12 protein-coding genes and 1 pseudogene are annotated in these 16,684 nt (G+C 74.0%); 3 read left to right on the top strand and 10 right to left on the bottom strand.

The genetic code is table 11. The features are described 5' to 3' along the window. Position 1: 1 nt before the first annotated feature. From AC156L_RS19525 to AC156L_RS19510, 4 genes are read right to left on the bottom strand one after another with little or no spacing between them, the layout of a single operon-like run. On the bottom strand, positions 2 to 1,156 hold the full coding sequence (locus tag AC156L_RS19525; protein ID WP_330883096.1) for a CHAT domain-containing protein: 1,155 nt from the start codon (positions 1,154 to 1,156) through the stop codon (positions 2 to 4). Further along, positions 1,150 to 3,084, bottom strand: coding sequence for a hypothetical protein (locus AC156L_RS19520; protein ID WP_330883098.1), 1,935 nt, complete (start codon positions 3,082 to 3,084; stop codon positions 1,150 to 1,152). Before AC156L_RS19520 ends, AC156L_RS19525 begins: the two co-directional genes overlap by 7 nt. Next, positions 3,081 to 4,085, bottom strand: a complete 1,005-nt coding sequence (locus tag AC156L_RS19515) for a hypothetical protein (protein WP_330883100.1) — start codon at positions 4,083 to 4,085, stop codon at positions 3,081 to 3,083. The genes AC156L_RS19520 and AC156L_RS19515 overlap by 4 nt, the downstream gene beginning before the upstream one ends. Next, a complete protein-coding gene (locus AC156L_RS19510) occupies positions 4,082 to 5,356 on the bottom strand; it encodes a hypothetical protein (protein WP_330883102.1) in 1,275 nt (424 codons plus the stop codon). Before AC156L_RS19510 ends, AC156L_RS19515 begins: the two co-directional genes overlap by 4 nt. 213 nt (positions 5,357 to 5,569) lie before the next feature. Here AC156L_RS19510 and AC156L_RS19505 point away from each other — a divergent pair, with 213 nt between their 5' ends. Both AC156L_RS19505 and AC156L_RS19500 read left to right on the top strand, forming a co-directional pair. Beyond that, complete coding sequence (locus tag AC156L_RS19505; RefSeq protein WP_330883104.1) at positions 5,570 to 6,679, top strand: PA2928 family protein; 1,110 nt, start codon at positions 5,570 to 5,572, stop codon at positions 6,677 to 6,679. A gap of 30 nt (positions 6,680 to 6,709) precedes the next feature. Next, positions 6,710 to 7,489 (top strand): hypothetical protein, encoded by a 780-nt coding sequence (locus AC156L_RS19500; protein WP_330883106.1) that lies wholly within the window; start codon positions 6,710 to 6,712, stop codon positions 7,487 to 7,489. 89 nt (positions 7,490 to 7,578) lie between these two features. Here AC156L_RS19500 and rho read toward each other — a convergent pair. From rho to AC156L_RS19485, 3 genes and pseudogenes are all read right to left on the bottom strand, one after another. Then, a pseudogene (gene rho / locus AC156L_RS19495) lies at positions 7,579 to 8,682 on the bottom strand (transcription termination factor Rho); the annotation flags it as partial. A gap of 291 nt (positions 8,683 to 8,973) precedes the next feature. Next, entirely contained in the window at positions 8,974 to 11,313 is a 2,340-nt protein-coding gene (locus AC156L_RS19490) for a glycoside hydrolase family 65 protein (RefSeq protein ID WP_330883108.1), read from the bottom strand. Further along, complete coding sequence (locus AC156L_RS19485; RefSeq protein ID WP_330883257.1) at positions 11,310 to 12,041, bottom strand: HAD family hydrolase; 732 nt, start codon at positions 12,039 to 12,041, stop codon at positions 11,310 to 11,312. The genes AC156L_RS19490 and AC156L_RS19485 overlap by 4 nt, the downstream gene beginning before the upstream one ends. 413 nt (positions 12,042 to 12,454) lie before the next feature. On the opposite strand from AC156L_RS19485, the gene AC156L_RS19480 reads away from it, so the two are divergent. After that, a complete protein-coding gene (locus tag AC156L_RS19480; RefSeq protein WP_330883110.1) occupies positions 12,455 to 13,690 on the top strand; it encodes a hypothetical protein in 1,236 nt (411 codons plus the stop codon). Positions 13,691 to 13,925: 235 nt separating this feature from the next. Here the strand turns inward: AC156L_RS19480 and dmpG are convergent, their stop codons facing one another. Genes dmpG through AC156L_RS19465 form a run of 3 tightly spaced genes read right to left on the bottom strand, consistent with a single transcriptional unit; the run spans position 13,926 to position 16,683 of the window. Next, positions 13,926 to 14,996 (bottom strand): 4-hydroxy-2-oxovalerate aldolase, encoded by a 1,071-nt coding sequence (gene dmpG, locus AC156L_RS19475; RefSeq protein WP_330883114.1) that lies wholly within the window; start codon positions 14,994 to 14,996, stop codon positions 13,926 to 13,928. Continuing rightward, on the bottom strand, positions 14,993 to 15,901 hold the full coding sequence (locus AC156L_RS19470; RefSeq protein ID WP_330883116.1) for an acetaldehyde dehydrogenase (acetylating): 909 nt from the start codon (positions 15,899 to 15,901) through the stop codon (positions 14,993 to 14,995). The genes dmpG and AC156L_RS19470 overlap by 4 nt, the downstream gene beginning before the upstream one ends. Continuing rightward, positions 15,898 to 16,683 carry a 2-keto-4-pentenoate hydratase gene (locus tag AC156L_RS19465; protein ID WP_330883118.1) on the bottom strand — a complete coding sequence of 262 codons (786 nt, stop codon included), beginning with the start codon at positions 16,681 to 16,683 and terminating at the stop codon, positions 15,898 to 15,900. The genes AC156L_RS19470 and AC156L_RS19465 overlap by 4 nt, the downstream gene beginning before the upstream one ends. Position 16,684 lies beyond the last annotated feature (1 nt).

Here is a 16,684-nt window from a genome sequence, read left to right as displayed (position 1 = left end):
GTCAGCGCGGCGTCGGTGTCCAAGCCGTGCCGAACGCGGCCCACACGACGGGGGAGAGCGCCGGGTCGCCGGTCCTCTCCCACTCGTCGGCCTGGGCGCGCTGCCAGGCGCACTGGGCGGCGACGGGGTCCGGTGAGGACTGGGCCCGGTCGATCGCCCGCACGGTCGGCACCAGCACCGGGGTCGTCGGGAAGTGCGGGACCAGGTGGCGAAGGCCCGCGTCGGTGGGCAGGGTCCAGCGGGTGGCGGTGGTGTACTCGGCCCCGCCGTGGACCATGGCGGCGACCAGGCCCGCGGGTTCGGCGAAGCGGGTGTCGCCGCCGCTGTCGCAGGCGATCAGGGCCACGCGGTTGGGGACGCGCCACGGGTTCGGGGCACCGGGGCGGTGGCCCAGCGCGATGTCGGCCGCGGTGAGGGGGCGGTGGGCGCCGATCGGCGCGGCGCGGCCGGTCGTGGTGGTGCCGCACGACAGGTGCAGGCGCGAGTCGAGGGCGTGGTCGCCGGTGGTGACGTGGCCGACGTAGAGGAAGCGGGACGCGTCGGACAGCGCCCGCTCCAGGTCGTCGCGGTCCACGTCGGACCGCTCGAACGGCGAGTCCGGGCCCAGCACGGAACCCAGCGCCGAGGTGTCGGTGAAACCGGGCACCACCGGGTCGACGACCGACACGACCGTCCCGTGCGGACTGAACGGCGACGCCCGGCGGCCGTGGGCGTTGCGGACCGTCGCCGGGGTGAGCACGGAGACGTCGGAGTGGTGCACGGTCCGCTCGCCCTCGTCGACCCGCAGCGACTCCCACGGCACCAGCGCGGTCGACGGCGACGGCTGGATCCGCAGGTGCGGCCTGATCCCCTGCTCCAGCAGCGCGTTCAGCTCCCCGCCGAGCTGACCGGGGAACACCGCCCCCGCCAGCCTGCCCGACAGCTCCCGCTCCCGCGCGAGGTCCAGCAGCGGGCCGTGGGTGAGGGACCGGACCAGCGCCTGGTCGGCGCGCTCACCCGGCAGCGGTGACGGGACGGCCCGCGCCCAGTCGGCCAGCGCGTCCCGCACGAGGTCGCGGGGGAAGCGCCAGGCGCGCGGCCGGTCCGGCTCGTGCTCCCAGCGCCACGACACGTACAGGTCGCCCGCGTCCACGAACTTGAGCTGCACCGCTACCACGACGACACCGCCTCGGCCGAGCGCACGGGCAGGCCGTAGCGCCGCTGGGCCAGGTCGATCCACGGGTCCAGTTCGGACGGTGTCGCCGGGTCGACCCGCACCCGCGGCGGCAGCACCAGGTCCGCCGCGAGGTCCGCGCTCGCGACCCGCGGGAACGACGCGGCGTAGGGCAGGTGGTCCTCGGCGGGCGGCGCGGGCAGCGTCACCAGGTCCTCGCGGGCGACCGCGTGCGCCCCGTCGGTGTGCAGCGAGACCGTCGCGGTCAGGTGGTCGACGTAGGCGGCGGCGAGCCGCACGTCGCCGAGCGAGCCGATGGCGGCGAACGCGGCGCGGGTCGCGGGCGCGGCGGCCAGCGCGATCCAGCGTTCGCGCAGCGGACCGTGCGCGAAGCGGTGGCGCACGGCCTCCGCGGCCAGCGCCGCGGGCAGGGCGAGGTCCAGCGCCCGGCGGCACAGGTCGACGTCGGCGGCGGTCGCGGACCGCAGGATCGCGTCCGCCCGCCACCAGGCGATGCCGATGGCCACGTGCCGCAGCCCGGCCGCCTCGCTGACGGCCGTGGCGGAGGCGTACTCCTCGTCGGCCCCGGCGTGGTCGCCCAGCGCCTCCCGCGCGCTGCCCCGGACCTGGTGCAGCGCGATCCGCTCCACGGGGGTGGCCTGCTCGCCGAGCCGGTCGCTCACCTCGTCGAGCAGCGGCAGCGCCTCGGCGGGTGCGCCGCGGCTGATCGCGACGGCGGCCCGGCCGTGCAGGCACACCGCGAGCCCGCGCGGGTCGTCGTGCAGGAGGTCGGAGGCCTCGGCGTAGAGGGCTTCGGCCCGGTCGCCGTCAGAGCCCAGGTACGCCAGGCGCGCGAGGCTGAGCAGCGCGCCCGCCTCGGTGGGCCGGTCGCCCGTCGCGGCGGCCAGGTCGCGGGCCAGCGCGTGGTGCTCGGCGCTGCCCGCCAGGTCGCCGGTCGAGCCCGCGATCTCGGCGAGCGTGACGTGCAGGCCCGCGGCGAGGTGCGGCTCGCCCGCGTGGGCGAGGTCGAGCGCGGCCGTCGCCTCGGTGGACGCCTCGCCGAACCGGCCGTTCGTGGCCAGCACCCTGGCGCGCACGGCCCGCAGCTCCACGGTGTCGGCGAACCGGGACGCCTCGTCCAGGTCGGCCAGCGCCTCGGTGGCGCGGGAGGCGTGCCCGAGGTGCTGGGCGCGCACCAGCAGGGCGTTGACCAGCACCCCGGACGAGCCGGCCTGCTCCGGCACGGAGCGCGCCAGCTCGATCGCCTCGGTGCTCCACCGCACCGCGTCCACCAGGCCCGCGAGGTTGCCCGCGACGGCGGCCCGGCTCACCACGGCCTCGGCGTCCTCGGACAGGAGGGTGGCCCGGTAGGCGGCCTCGAACGCCGCCACGGCCCCGCGCACGTCACCGGCCCGCGCCAGCGCCGTGCCGCGGACGTTCAGCGCGACGCACGCCTGCCACGGCTGGGCCTGGTCGAGGTGCGCCAGGGTCGCGCGGGCGTTCTCGGTGAACTCCGGGTGCCGCTCCGCCGCCAGCGCCTCGGTCCGAGCCTCGTCCACCCTGCCCACGACGCCCAGCAGCCCGGCCCGCACGGTCCGCAGCAGCGCGGCCTCCCGGTCCGGGGCGTCGACGAGCCCGCGTTCGGTGTCCGCCCAGGCCTCGTCCCACCGGCCGAGCCGGAGCAGGGTCTCCGCGCGGGACGCGAACGCGGTGGCGCGCAGCGCGTCGTCGTCGGCCACGTTGACGGCCTCGGTCAGCAGCCCGAGCGCCTGCTCGGGGTCCACGACGAACACCAGGTTCAGCAGCGTGGTCACGCGTTCGGCCGGGGTGGTCGCGGCGTCGTGGGCGGCGCGCAGCGCGGTCTCGGCGCGCGCGAGGTCGCCCTCCTGGAGCAGTCGGACGCCCTCGTCGTTCAGGGCCCGGCACGTCACCGGCGGCCCGCCCGTCGTTCGGTGAGCGTGGCCGTCGGCGAGCCCACCCTGGACCGCGCGTAGGCGACGATCGCGGCTCGCCGCGTGCGCGCGTCGGGGTCGGGATCGGCGGCGGGGGAGGCGAAGTCGGGCGCGTACACGGTGAGGACGCGCTGGGCGGGTGGCAGCAGGAGCACGGTCGGCGGGACCGGCGCGCTGCCGGTGAGGCGGCCGAGCCCGTCGGTGTCGTCCAGCGCCACGTCGACCTGGCCGAAGCGCGCCGCCAGCCGGGTGCCCCGCCGGGGACCGGGGGAGACCGCGACCTCCAGGAAGGTCGAGCCCCGCCGCCGGACCACGGACCACCGCGCGTCGGCGGCGGCGTCCACGACCCCCTGCGGCACCAACGCCCAGTCGACGACCTCCGCTCCGCTGAGGACGGTCACGCCGTCGGCCCGCTCGCCGCCGCCCGCCGCCAGCGCGAACGACGACCGGCTCGGCACGGCGGCCTCGGTGAGCACGACCCCGTAGTCCTCGGCCAGCGCGACGAGCCTCGCGGCGAGGGCGTCCACCGCCGGGTCGGCGGTGAACGGCCCGACCGCCGCGAGCGCCCGTTCCACGGCGTCCTCGTCGTCCAGCAGGTGCTCGACCGAGCCGGTCGCCACCGCCAGTTCCGCCCGCAGCAGCGCGGTGTCCAGCGCCGGGACACCGGCCGTCGGGGAGGCGGGCCACCACGCCTCGGCCCAGCGCAGGTGCGCGACGACCCGTGCCGCGTCCCGGACCCGCCAGTCGCCCTCGGCGGCCACCGTCACCTCGGTGGCGCCGTCCGTGACCGCGGTCCCGTAGACCTCCCACAGCCAGTCGGCCGCCCGGTCGAGGTCGTGGATCCGGGCGCTCGGCACGGGGTCGTCGGCCAGCACGTCCCACGCGAGCACCGCGCCCCGCGCCTCCAGCAGCGCCGTCCGCTCGGCGTGCGGCGGCCACGGGCCGACGCGGACCTCGGTGTCGGTGCGCTCGACCCTCACGACGCACCCCCGTCGGACCGGCGGCGCAGCGCCGACCGCAGCCGGTCGCGCTGGTCGAGGATCACCGAGCGGAGCACGCCGTCGAGCACGTCCCACAGCTCGTCGGCCGTCACGGTGTCGTGGCGCAGCTCGCGGCCGTGCACCCGCACCCAGAGCCGCCGCTGGTAGGCCTCGCGGACGCCGTCCACGTCGGCGCGCACGCCGTCGGGCATCGACGACGGCATCCGCAGGGCGCGGTGCACGTACGCCTCGCGGTCCCAGCGCAGCCGCAGCCGCGCCGCGGCCCCGCCCACCGGACCCGGCGGGCCGCCGACCAGGGCGGCGGTCGCCTCCCAGCCCAGCGCCAGCACGACCCGGCCGGTCTCGTCGGCGAGCTGCCACGGGCCCGCCGACCGGGAGACCTCCTGGCGCACCAGCGCGGGCACGTCGTCCAGCGCGTCGCGCAGCGGACCGGTCACCGCCGCGAACAGCCGCTCCACCACGGACCGGTCGAACGGCTTGGGCAGGTTCTGCTTGGACGCGCCGTGCCCCGGCACCGGGCGGACCGGCCGGTCGAGGTCGGTCAGGCCGCGGACCCGCGCGCCACCGGGCAGGTCGAGGTCCGCGGCGCTCCGGCTGCCCGCCGCGTCCGCGACCAGCGCCGCGAACAGTGCCCGGTCGGGCGCGGTCGCGCAGGTGGCGAGGAACGCCTCGGGGCGCGCGGGGCCCGGCGCCCGCCTCGGCACGGGCGGGTGGGCCCAGGCGGCGTCGAGCAGCCGGGTCAGCTCGTCGCCGTGGCCAGCCACGAAGTCGCGGACCCCGGCCAGGGTCGGACCCTCGCGCCGGTGGACCTCCGCGAGGACGGCGGCGGCCCGGCGGGCGACCGCGGCGGGCTCCCCGCGCGGATCGCCGTGAGCACTGGCCAGCTCGTAGCAGCGCTGGAAGTAGAGGTCCTGCGGGTTGCCGTCGGTGATGCCCGCCCGCCGCCGTTCCTTCTTCAGCACCAGGAACCACGCGGCCGTCGCCGCCAGCACCGGTCCGGCGGCCGTGATCCGGTCGCGCAACGCGTCCACGTGCTCGATCCCGACCGCTCCGGCCGCGAAACCGGGGTTCTGCACCGGGCGCAGCACGAGCGGGTCGAGGATCAGCTTCACCGTGCGGGCCAGCGGACGCCCCTCGGGGTTGCTCAGCGGGGCCACCGCGTCACCCAGGGCCTCCCACGCCCGCGCGATCAGCAGCCCGCGCGGCAGCGCCGCTCCGGCGGGTGCCGCGCGCGCGTGGACGGTGCTCACCAGCCGAGCGTAGTGCCTCGACCGCCGCCCTCCACCGTGTCCTCGACGCTCAGCGCGGAGCCCCGCGGCACCGCGACGCACCCGTTCGGCCGCCGAGCACGGGCGAGGGCCGCCGGTCGACGTGCCGCCGCGACCGCCCGTTCCTGTGATCGGTAGGCGGGACCGGCGTCGGACGCTCTCCCCACACCGCACGACGAGCCGGGGGAGCCACCCATGTACCAGTCACCGAAGGACTACACGCCGCAGCCCTACGGCCAGGTCGCGCCCTACGAGATGCCCCGCCCCGCCCGCCGCCGCGTCGTCAAGGCGCCGGTCCTGCTCCTGCTGCCCCTGCTGTTCTTCGGGTTCATGTTCTTCGGGTTCTCCTACCTGGTCTCGCCCGAACCGGACGTCGAGATCAAGCCCGGCGTGGGCTTCGCCGCGGTGAACGGCCGCCAGGCGGTGCTGGTGCCCTACGAGCGGCACGGCGCGCGCGGCATGTTCCAGCTGATGGTGCGGGACCTGTTCCAGGTGCGGCTCGCCGCGACCGACCCGGCCACCGGCGACGTCCTGTGGGACGTGCAGCTCTCCGACGAGCTGGTCTGGGACGCGCGGGTCCTCGCGGCGGGGGAGCGGTACGCCTACGTCGCCACCGGGTCGGGCCTGGTGATCGTGGACCTGCACGACGGCGCGCTCGTCGCGCGGGGCTCCGACGTCCAGGGCCTCGGCGGCTCCTACGTGGCCGCGCCCTCGGCCTACGGCTACGACCCGGACGACCGGCGGGTGCTGGCGATGACCGCCACCGGCGCCGTGCTGGCCCTGCCGCTGGACGAGGTCGTCGCCACACCGACCGACCAGGCCACCACGGCCGTCTGGCTCGCCACCCTCTCGGCCAGGCCCACCACCACGCCCGCCACGTCGAACAGGGCCGCGCTCGGCGCGGGCGACCGGGTCGAGCTGCGACCCCGACCCGCGGGCGGTCCCGGTGGCGTCCTGGTCCGCGTCGGCGCCGACGGCACCGAGACCAGGGTCGGCGACACCCCGTTCCACGGCGCGAGCATCGTGCTCGACGGCGCGACGGCGGCAGGCTCGGTGTCCGGGCACGTGCTGGTCAAGCACAACCGCACGGTGAACGACACCGGCACCGAGATCAGCGCCGTCTCGCTCACCACCGGAGCGGTCACCGGCTCCCTGGCCGTCGACTCCTCCCCCCAGCGGGCCGTCACCCGCGAGGACGGCACGGCCGTGATCGCCGCGGGCGGCGTGCTCGTCACCAGCGGACCGGACGGCCGGGTCACCGCGGTGCCCGTCGGCGCGACCGACTTCCTCGGCAACCCCTCCTGACCACCACCCACCCTGGAAAGAGGAACCACCATGAAGGCCATCGCCTGGACCGTGCTCGTCGTCGGGCTCGTCTGCACCGCCCTGTTCATCACCACCGGGCTGACCGGTGACGACCAGCTCGCGTGGCTCAACGGCTGGCTCGCCGGACCGATCGTCCTGCTCTTCGTCGCACCGGTGCTGTTCTCCCTCGCAGGCAAGCTCGGCGGCGGTTTCGCCGCGCTGACCGGGGGCGTGCCGAAGGCGTTCCTCGGCGCACCGATCGGCATGGGCACCGTCGTCGGTGTCGCCAGGACCGGCCTGAGCGTCAACGACCAGCCGCAGCTCGACATCCAGCTCGACGTCGACACCCCCGACGGCCGGACCTTCCGCGGCACCGCCCGCCAGATCGTCGACCTCACCGAGATCGGCTCCGTGCAGCCCGGCGCGGTCCTGCCCGTGCGGTACCTGCCGGACGGCCGGGTCGCGCTCGCCACGGACGCCGCCCAGCACGAACTCCAGGCCGCGCTCGACCACGTCCAGCTCGCCAAGGGCCACATCACCCCGCAGCAGCTCCACATCGCCCGCAGCGGCGTGGAGGCGCAGGCCGTCGTGCTGGCCATGTCGCCCACCGGCGAGGTCCGTCAGGGCCGGTCGGTCGTCCAGCTCACCCTGCGGGTCACGCGGCGCGACCAGAGCCTGTTCGACGTGACGCAGGAGAAGGCGCTGCCGCCCACCGCGTCCCGCCACGTGCAGCCCGGTTCGGTCGTCCGGGTGGTGTACCTGCCCCACGACGAGTCCGAGGTGGCGGTCCTGCTGCCCCTCACCGCCTAGCGGTGGTCCGGGGGGCCCGCGCGGGCGCCGCGCCACGACGAGGCGGCGCCCCGCACGCGGATCGACGCGCTGTTCGGGGCCTGGGCGGCCTACCGGTCGAGCTGGGTGAGGAACTCGATGTTGGTGCGGGTCTTGCGCAGGCCGTCGAGCAGGACCTCGATGGACTGGAGGCTGTCGCGGCTGTCGAGCGCGCGGCGCAGCGTGCGCGTCACGGCCAGTTCCTCCGGCGACAGCAGGAGCTCCTCCTTGCGGGTGCTGGACTGCTCGACGTCCACGGCGGGGAAGACGCGCTTCCCGGCGATGCGGCGGTCGAGCTTCAGCTCGGCGTTGCCGGTGCCCTTGTACTCCTCGAAGATCAGCGTGTCGCCCGCCGACCCGGTCTCCACCAGCGCGGTGGCGAAGATGGTCAGCGAGCCGCCGCCCTCGATGTTGCGGGCCGCGCCGAGGAACTTCTTGGGCGGCAGCAGGGCCGCGGAGTCCACACCGCCGGACAGGACCCGGCCCGACGCGGGCGCGGCGAGGTTGTAGGCGCGGCCCAGCCTGGTGAGGGAGTCCAGCAGCACCACGACGTCGTGGCCGTCCTCGACCAGGCGCTTGGCGCGCTCGATCGCGAGCTCGGCGATGGCGACGTGGTCGGCGGGGGACTGGTCGAACGTGGAGGCGATGATCTCGCCCGGCACGTTCCGGCGCATGTCGGTGACCTCCTCCGGGCGCTCACCGACGAGCACGACCATCAGGTGGCACTCGGGGTTGTTCTTGCCGATCGCGTGCGCGATGGCGTGCAGCACGGAGGTCTTGCCCGCCTTCGGCGGCGCGACGACCAGCGCGCGCTGGCCCTTGCCGACCGGCATCAGCAGGTCGATCACGCGGGTCGTCAGGTTGGTCGGGTCGGTCTCCAGGCGCAGCCGCTCGTCGGGGTGGATCGGCACCAGGTCGGTGAAGTCCTCGCGGGACAGCGCACGCGCGAGGTCACCGCCGTTGACGGTGTCCACACGGGCCAGTTGGAGCGACCGCTGGCGCCTGTCGTCGCGGGGGGTGCGGGCCGCACCGGTCACGAGGTCACCGCGCCGCAGGCCGTGCTTGTGCGCGATCTGCGTGGAGATGACGGCGTCCTTCGGGCCGGGCAGGTAGCCGGACGTGCGCAGGAACGTGGAGTTGCCCCGCACGTCGACGACGCCGGAGACGGGGACGAGCTGTTCGACCGTGAACGGGTCGGGGTTTCGGAGCAGGGTTGAGCTGGTCATGGGTGATGTCCTTCCACCGCAACGGTTGTGCGTTGCGTCGAATTCCGCGACAGGGCGCGGGTGTGGGGTGAAGGACCCGGAGTTCACACGGTCGTCGTCACGAGGACCGGAGCGGGAGACCTTCGGCAGATCCGCGGGAGGCATCGCCATCGTCCGCGGGGATTGTGGCCAATGGTAGGCCAGGAGGTGCGCCTTGGCAACAGGTCTCCCGGCTCGCGCCGGGAGACCCGTGCCACCGGGTCAGTTCGTCCCGCGGTGCGCGGGCTGCCTGCCGTGCGGCTGCCTCGGCTCGTCCCGCCGCGGCGCGGCGGGGATCGGCAGCGTCACGTCCGCGCCCGCCTCGACCACGATCGGCTCGCCGTGGTGCTCCGTCCGGAACGGGCCGCCGGACACGATCCGGTAGGTCGCCGATGCGCGGCCGATCTCCACGGACAGCCTGGTCCCGCGCACGAGCATCCGGAACGCGAGCCGGTTCAGCGCCGGGGGCAGGCGCGGCGCGAACGTCACGTGCCCGTCGTGGTCGCGCATCCCGCCGAACCCGGCCACGACCGCGTTCCACGCGCCCGCGAGCGACGCCATGTGCAGTCCGTTGTGGACGTTGTCGTGCAGGTCGTGCAGGTCGGTGAACGCCGCCTCGGCCAGGTAGTCGTAGGCGAGGTCGAGGTGGCCGACCTCCGCGGCGAGCACCGCCTGCGTGCTCGCCGACAGCGAGGAGTCCCGCACCGTCCTGGCCTCGTAGTAGGCGAAGTTGCGGGCCTTCTGCTCGGCGGTGAACGCGTCACCGCGCAGGTGCATCGCCAGCACCAGGTCCGCCTGCTTCACCACCTGCGCCCGGTACAGCCCGAAGTACGGGTAGTGCAGCAGCAGCGGGTACTTCTCCTGCGGGGTCCCGGCGAAGTCCCACTCCGCGTGCTCGGTGAAGTCCTCCGACTGCTGGTGCACGCCGAGCATGTCGTCGAACGGCAGCACCACGTGCTCGGCCGCGTCGCGCCAGTCCGCGATCTCCTCGACGTCCACCCCGAGCCGCTCGGCCACGTCGGTGTGCCGCTCGCACGCGGCGATGGCGCTGCGCAGGTTCCGCTGCGCGATCAGGTTGGTGTAGACGTTGTTGTCCACGATGGCGGAGTACTCGTCCGGGCCGGTCACGCCGTCGATGCGGAAGCCGCCGCGCTGGTCGTGGTGCCCGAGCGACAGCCACAGCCGGGCCGTCTCCACGAGCAGCTCGACCCCGGACTCGCGCTCGAACTCCCGGTCGCCGGTCGCGTCGACGTACTGGGCGGTGGCGTAGGCGACGTCACCGGAGACGTGCATGGCCGCGGTGCCCGCGGGCCAGTACGCCGAGCACTCGGCGCCGTTGATCGACCGCCACGGGAACGCCGCGCCCTTCAGGCCGAGCACCTCCGCGCGCTCCTTGGCCTTGTCCAGCGTCGAGTGCCGCCACCGCAGCGCGTCCCGCGCCGCCTCGGGCACCGTGTAGGTCAGCACCGGCAGCACGAACGTCTCGGTGTCCCAGAACGCGTGCCCGTCGTAGCCCGGCCCGGTGAGGCCCTTGCCCGCGATGGCGCGGGACTCGCCGCGCGCCCCCGCCTGGAGGATGTGGAACAGCGCGAAGCGCACGGCCTGCTGGAGGCCCTCGTCGCCGTCGACCTGGATGTCCGCGACGTCCCAGAAGTCGTCCAGGAAGCGCCGCTGCTCCTCCAGCAGCCCCTCCCACCCCGTTTGCAGGCCGCCCGCGAGCGCGGCCTCCACCTGCGCGCGCAGCGCGGGCACCGACCGCTGCCCCGACCAGCCGTAGCCCAGGTACTTGGTCAGCCGCAGCGTCTGGCCCGCCTTCACGTCCACGGCCGCGGTGAACCGGGCCATGTGCTCCTCGACGTGGATGTCGGTGCGCATCCCGTCGTCCACCTCGATCTCGTGGTCCATCGCCGCCGCCATCCGCAGGCCCGAGCTGCGCGCGTGGTGCGCCAGCACGGCCCGGTTCTTCTCGGCGAACGCGAAGTCGGCCACCAGCGGGTCCTCCAGCGCGACGGCCACCCGAGGGTCGCTCTCACCGCGCTCGACCGGCTCGTTCGCCAGCAGGTCGGACTGCACGACCAGCTGCGTGTCCTCGGCCACCTCGACCTCGTAGCGCACGGCGGCGACGGCCCGCTGCGTGAACGACACCAGCCGCTCGCTGCGCACCACCACGCGCTTGCCGGTCGGCGACACCCACTCGGTGCGCCTGCGCAGCGTCCCGGTCCGGAAGTCCAGCACCCGCTCGTGCTCGACGGCGCGCCCGTAGCGCATGTCCAGCGGCTCGTCCTCGACCAGCAGCCGGATGATCTTGCCGTCGGTGACGTTGACGACCGTCTGGCCCGCCTCCGGGTAGCCGTAGCCCGCCTCGCCGTAGGGCAGCGGGTGCTCCTCGTAGAAGCCGTTCAGGTACGTGCCCGGCAGCCCGCGCGGCTCACCCTCGTCCAGGGTGCCGCGCAGCCCGATGTGCCCGTTGGACAGGGCGAACGTCGACTCGGTTCGCCGCAGCTCGTCGACGACCAGACCCGACCAGCGCAGCTGCCACGGTTCGACCGAGTAGCCGCTCATCGGCGCCGCGCCAGGAGGTCGGCGAGGTCGGCCACGACCACGTCGGCGCCGTGCTCGACCAGCGCGTCGGCCTGGTTGCCCCGGTTCACGCCGACCACGTGCCCGAACCCGCCGGCCCGACCGGCCTGCACACCCGCCAGCGCGTCCTCGAACACCGCGGCGGACCCCGGCTCGACGCCGAGCGCCCGCGCCCCCGCCAGGAACGAGTCCGGGGCCGGTTTGCCGCGCAGACCGTCCCGCGCGAGCACGACCCCGTCGATCCGGGTGTCCACGAACGGCGTGAGACCCGCCTTCTCCAGCACCAGCTCCCCGTTGGCCGACGCCGTCACGACCCCGATCGGCAGCCCTGCGGCCCGCACGGCCTCCAGGTACCGCACGGAGCCGGGGTACGCCGTCACGCCGTCCCTGGCGATGATCGACTCCAGCAGCCGGTTCTTGAGGTTGCCCACCGCGTGGACGCTGCCGTGACCGGGCTCGTCGTCGGGCTCGCCCTTGGGGAGGTCGACGTTCCGCGACGCCAGGAACTCCCGCACGCCCTCGTAGCGCGGCCTGCCGTCGACGAACCGCAGGTAGTCGGACTCGGTGAACGGGCTGAACCCGTCGCCGTCGCGCTCCCGCAGCAGGTCGTCGAACGTCGTCCTCCACGCCCGCTGGTGGACGGCGGCCGTGCTGGTCAGGACCCCGTCCAGGTCGAACAGGACGGCGGTGATCCCCTCGGGCAGCCCCACCGCCCCAGCGCCCTGCTCGCTCACGACTCCGGCGACCTCCGCCGTGATGACCTCGCGCCCACTCGACACTCGTGCCCCTCCGCCCACAACAGGTCCGGCCGGGGTACCCCGGCTCCTCCAGGTTGAACCACGGTCCGGGCTCCCGCCATCTCAGCGGACCGGACCGGGTTCGACGCCCACCAGGTGGTCGCGCCGCTCGGCCGGGGCCAGGTCGCCCACCAGCCCGCGCGGCGCGCGGGCCCCGTCCGGGTCGACGTCGAGCAGGCCGACCGCACCGTCCCGGCCCGACGCCCCCGGCCACCACGTCGAACGGGGCAGGCGAGTGGTCGTCGACCTCGCCGATCAGGGGTGAAGACGTCGTGCCCTGGCGCGGTGGTCGCCATGACGGGATCCTCCGGGGCGGGTGGTCCAGCGTGCGCTCGGCGGAGGTGCTGGTGGGCGGGTACCGGGTGTTGCTCTCGCGGTCGTCGACGTGGTGGTGGATGGTGGCGACGGTCGCCACCCGGCTCGCGGTGTGCACCGTTCCGCTGGCCGTCGTGTTCATCGCCGAGGCGCACACGGGGTCCTACGCGTGGGGCGCCGTGGTCGTGGGGGCCTACGCGGTCGGGGAAGCCGTCGCAGCGCCGTGGATGGGGGCCCGGTTCCAGCGCTGCCCGCTGCGGGCGGAGCTGCGTCGGGTGGCCGTGGTGGAGGCGGTCGCGTTGGTGGGGGTCGTGGTGGCGCTGCGGGGCGGGGTGCCGTTGGGGGCCGTCGTGCTCGCCGCCGTCGGTGGGGGAGTGGCCAGCGGGACGTTCGGCGGACTGCGGACGGTGCTGGTCTCCTCGGCCCTCGGCGAGCGGGAGAGCGCGATGGCGCTCGACGTGATCGTGAACCAGGTGTGTCAGATCGCCGGGCCCGCGTTGGCCGCCGGGGCGGTGGTGCTGGGGGAGCCCGACGTGGCGCTGCTGGCCGTTGCCGCCGGGCTGGTCGCGGTGGTGGGTGTGGCGGGGCGGTTGCCCGAGTCGCTGGGTGGGTCTGCGGCTGGGGCCGGTGGGGCGGTGGGCGTGCGGGTCCTGCGGGTCGTGTGGCCCTCGGTGGTGGTGGCCGTCGTGGTGATGGCTTTGCAGGCCGTGGTCGAGGTGACGTTGCCCGGTGTGGTGGAGGGGCGTGGTGGGGCTGCCGGGTGGGCCGGGGTGGCGTTGTCGTTGCTGGCCGTCTTCAGCGTGGTGGGCAGTTTCGTGTACGGGGTTCGGCGGTGGCGCGGGTCGGTGCTGGGGCACACGCTGGTGCTGGCTTCGTTGTTCGGGGGCGTGGTCGTCGGGGTGGGGGTGGTGGGGTCCGTCGTCGCCACGGTGGTGCTGGTGGGCGTTGCCGGGTTCTTCCAGGCTGCCGCCAGCACCGCTCGCGGTGTGAGCGTCGCGGAGGCCCTGCCGGTCGAGGAGTGGTCGGTGGCGTTCTCCGTTCTCTACTCCTGTGGGGCTGTGGGGTTTGCCGTGGCCAGCGGGGTGGCTGCGGTGGTGTTGGCCGGTGGGGGCGGGGAGGGGTTGTTGGTGGGGACGGGGGTGGGGGGTTGTGCGGTGTTCTTGGTGGTGGGGGTGGTTCGGGTCAGGGGCTCGGTGGGGCGGGTTGTTGCTGGTTCCGGTGGTCGGTGGTGGCGTCGGATCGGGTAGTTGAGGTCGTGTCGGGATCGGGTGGCTGCTGATCGTGTCGGGGTCGGGTTGCTGTTGGGCCCGTGGGGTCGGGTGGCTGCAAGTCCGTCGGATCCGGTAGCTGCAAGTCCGTCGGGTCGGGTGGCCGCGAGTCCCAGCGGTGGTGGCCGATGTGACTCGGGGACCCCTCGATTTGACCCTGTGATCGGGCTAAAGGGCAGGTGGTGTCAACCTGCCCGATCTACCGGGGTAAGGGTCAAATCCCCCGAGTAAAATCGGCCACTGGTTTAGGGAAAGCCGTGTCTTCCTGTTTGCTGTGGTTGGGTTTTGTCATACTTAGGGCTATGTCTTGCAGTAGGTCTTCTTGGCCGCCTACCAGGCCTTGTTCGCCTGCTTTTATCAGTAGTTGTCTTACTTCTGCGTTGTGGGTTTTTGCTGCTGTTTCCGCGTGTCTTAGGAAGCTGGAGTAGACGCCTGCGTAGCCCAGGGTCAGGGTGTCTCCGTCCACTCTCACCGGGCGGTCCTGTAGTGGGCGGACCAGGGTTTCCGCTGCGTCTTGCAGGGCGAAGAGGTCGCAGTTGTGGTGCCAGCCCTCCAGGGTCGCCACGGCGATGAAGGGTTCCAGTGGGCAGTTGCCCGCGCCTGCGCCGTGGCCCGCCAGTGAGGCGTCTACCCTGGTGGCGCCCTCTTCCGCTGCTGCCAGTGAGTTGGCTACCGAGAGGGAGAGGTTTTCGTGGGCGTGGATGCCGATTTCTGTTGTCGGGGCTAGTTTTGTGCGGTAGGCGCGGATTCTTTCCCGTACGTCGTTCACTGTCAGCCTGCCCGCCGAGTCCGTCACGTAGACGCAGTGCGCGCCGTAGGACTCCATGAGTTTGGCTTGTTCTGCCAGTTCTTCCGGCGATGCCCTGTGGGACATCATGAGGAAGCCGGAGACGTCCATGCCCAGTTCTCGTGCGGTCTCGATGTGCTGTGCCGAGACGTCCGCTTCGGTGCAGTGGGTGGCGATCCTGATCGAGGTGACGCCCATGTCGTGGGCTCGTTCCAGGTCGGCCACCGTGCCGATCCCCGGTAGCAGCAGCGTGGTGATGCGTGCTCGGGTGACGGCGCCGGCTACGGCTTCGATCCACTCCCAGTCGGTGTTGCTGCCAGGGCCGTAGACGAGGCTGCCGCCGGAGAGGCCGTCGCCGTGGGCCACCTCGATGGCGTCCACGCCTGCCGCGTCGAGGGCCGCGGCCACCTTCGCCGCCGTGGCGGGGCTGAGGTGGTGCTTGGTGGCGTGCATGCCGTCTCGCAGGGTGACGTCCTGGACGTACAGGCTCCTGGTCATGTGGTGGTCTCCGCGATCCGCTCGCCGACGCGGAGGGCCGCCGAGGTCATGATGTCGAGGTTGCCCGCGTAGGCGGGGAGGTGGTGGGCCGCCCCCTCGACCTCCAGGAACACGCTGACCCTGTGGGTGACCGCGCTGTCTCCCACGAGGGTGTGCACGGGGCCGTCCAGGGGGGTGATCTGGACCGGGCGCTTGAGGCGGTAGCCGGGGACGTAGGTGGCCACGTCCTCGACCATGCGTTCCACCGCGTGGGTGATGGCGCGGTCGTCCGGGTCTTCCACCAGGCAGAACACGGTGTCGCGCATGACGAGTGGTGGTTCGGCCGGGTTGAGGACGATCACCGCCTTGCCGCGCCGCGCGCCGCCGACCGATTCGATGGCGGCGGCCGTGGTCTCGGTGAACTCGTCGATGTTGGCCCTGGTGCCGGGGCCCGCGGACCTGGAGGCGATGGAGGCGACGATCTCCGCGTAGGGCACGTGGGTCGTGCTGCCCACCGCCGCCACGACGGGGATGGTGGCCTGGCCGCCGCAGGTGACCATGTTGAGGTCGCGGGCGTCCAGGTGGTGGTCGAGGTTCACGGCGGGGACGACGAACGGGCCCAGTGCCGCCGGGGTGAGGTCGATCAGCCTGATGTCGTGCGGTGCCAGTGCTCGGGCGTTGGCCTCGTGCGCCTTGGCCGAGGTGGCGTCGAAGACGATGCGGACGTCCTCGAAGCCCGGCATGGCCACGAGGCCCTCCACGCCGCCGGAGGTGGTGGGCACACCCAGGCGGTCTGCTCTGGCCAGCCCGTCGGACTCCGGGTCGATGCCCACCAGCGCGCCCATCTCCAGGCGTTGCCCCACGCGCAGCACCTTGATCATCAGGTCGGTGCCGATGTTGCCCGACCCGATCACGGCGACCTTCACGACCGGCCCCCGGTGAACAGGGCCGCCACGTCGCCGAGGCCGCTGATCTCCGCGCGGAAGCGGTCGCCGGGGATGACCGGCACCATCGGGCCCAGCGCGCCGGACAGCACGACCTCGCCCCGGCGCAGGGGACGGCCCCGGTCGCGTGCGGTCGCGGCCAGCCACGCCACGGCCAGCAGGGGGTCGCCCAGGCAGTCCGCGCCCGTGCCCGTGGACACGACCTCGTCGTCGCGGCTCATGGTCATGGTGCACGCGGCCAGGTCCAGGCCGTCCAGGGGGACGGGGCCGGAGCCGAGCACGAACAGGCCGGAGGAGGCGTTGTCGGCGACGGTGTCGAGGATGCCGATGTCCCAGCCCTCGATCCGGCTGTCCACGACCTCCAGCGCGGCGACCACGTGGTCGGTCGCGGCGGCGACCTCGGCGGGGCCGATCTCGTCCTCGGTGAGGTCGTGGGCCAGCACGAAGGCGATCTCCGCCTCGATCTTCGGCTGGAGCGTGCGGGTGATGTCGACGGGCAGGCCCTCGGGGCACACCATGTCGTCCAGCAGGAAGCCGAAGTCGGGCTGGTCCACGCCGAGCTGCTCGCGCACGACGGGGTTGGTCAGGCCGATCTTGCGGCCCACGACCGACGAACCCGCCGCGATCCGCTCGGAGAGCCACGTGGACTGCACCCGGTAGGCGGCGTCCACGTCGCCCACGGGCAGCAGGTCGCGGATCGGGGGACAGGGGCGGCGACCCGCTCGCGCGGACGCCAGTCGGAGGTACGCCTCGGTCGTCGTCATG

Source organism: Umezawaea sp. (assembly GCF_057122925.1).
The sequence above is the reverse complement of the archived record's forward strand: the minus strand, read 5'-3'. Positions and strand labels throughout refer to the sequence as shown.

Excerpts from the sequence above, each read along its gene's own strand:
- AC156L_RS19505 (WP_330883104.1), top strand. The coding sequence starts at position 5,570 with ATGTACCAGTCACCGAAGGACTACACGCCGCAGCCCTACGGCCAGGTC.
- AC156L_RS19490 (WP_330883108.1), bottom strand. The coding sequence starts at position 11,313 with ATGAGCGGCTACTCGGTCGAACCGTGGCAGCTGCGCTGGTCGGGTCTG.
- AC156L_RS19500 (WP_330883106.1), top strand. The coding sequence starts at position 6,710 with ATGAAGGCCATCGCCTGGACCGTGCTCGTCGTCGGGCTCGTCTGCACC.
- dmpG (WP_330883114.1), bottom strand. The coding sequence starts at position 14,996 with ATGACCAGGAGCCTGTACGTCCAGGACGTCACCCTGCGAGACGGCATG.
- AC156L_RS19465 (WP_330883118.1), bottom strand. The coding sequence starts at position 16,683 with ATGACGACGACCGAGGCGTACCTCCGACTGGCGTCCGCGCGAGCGGGT.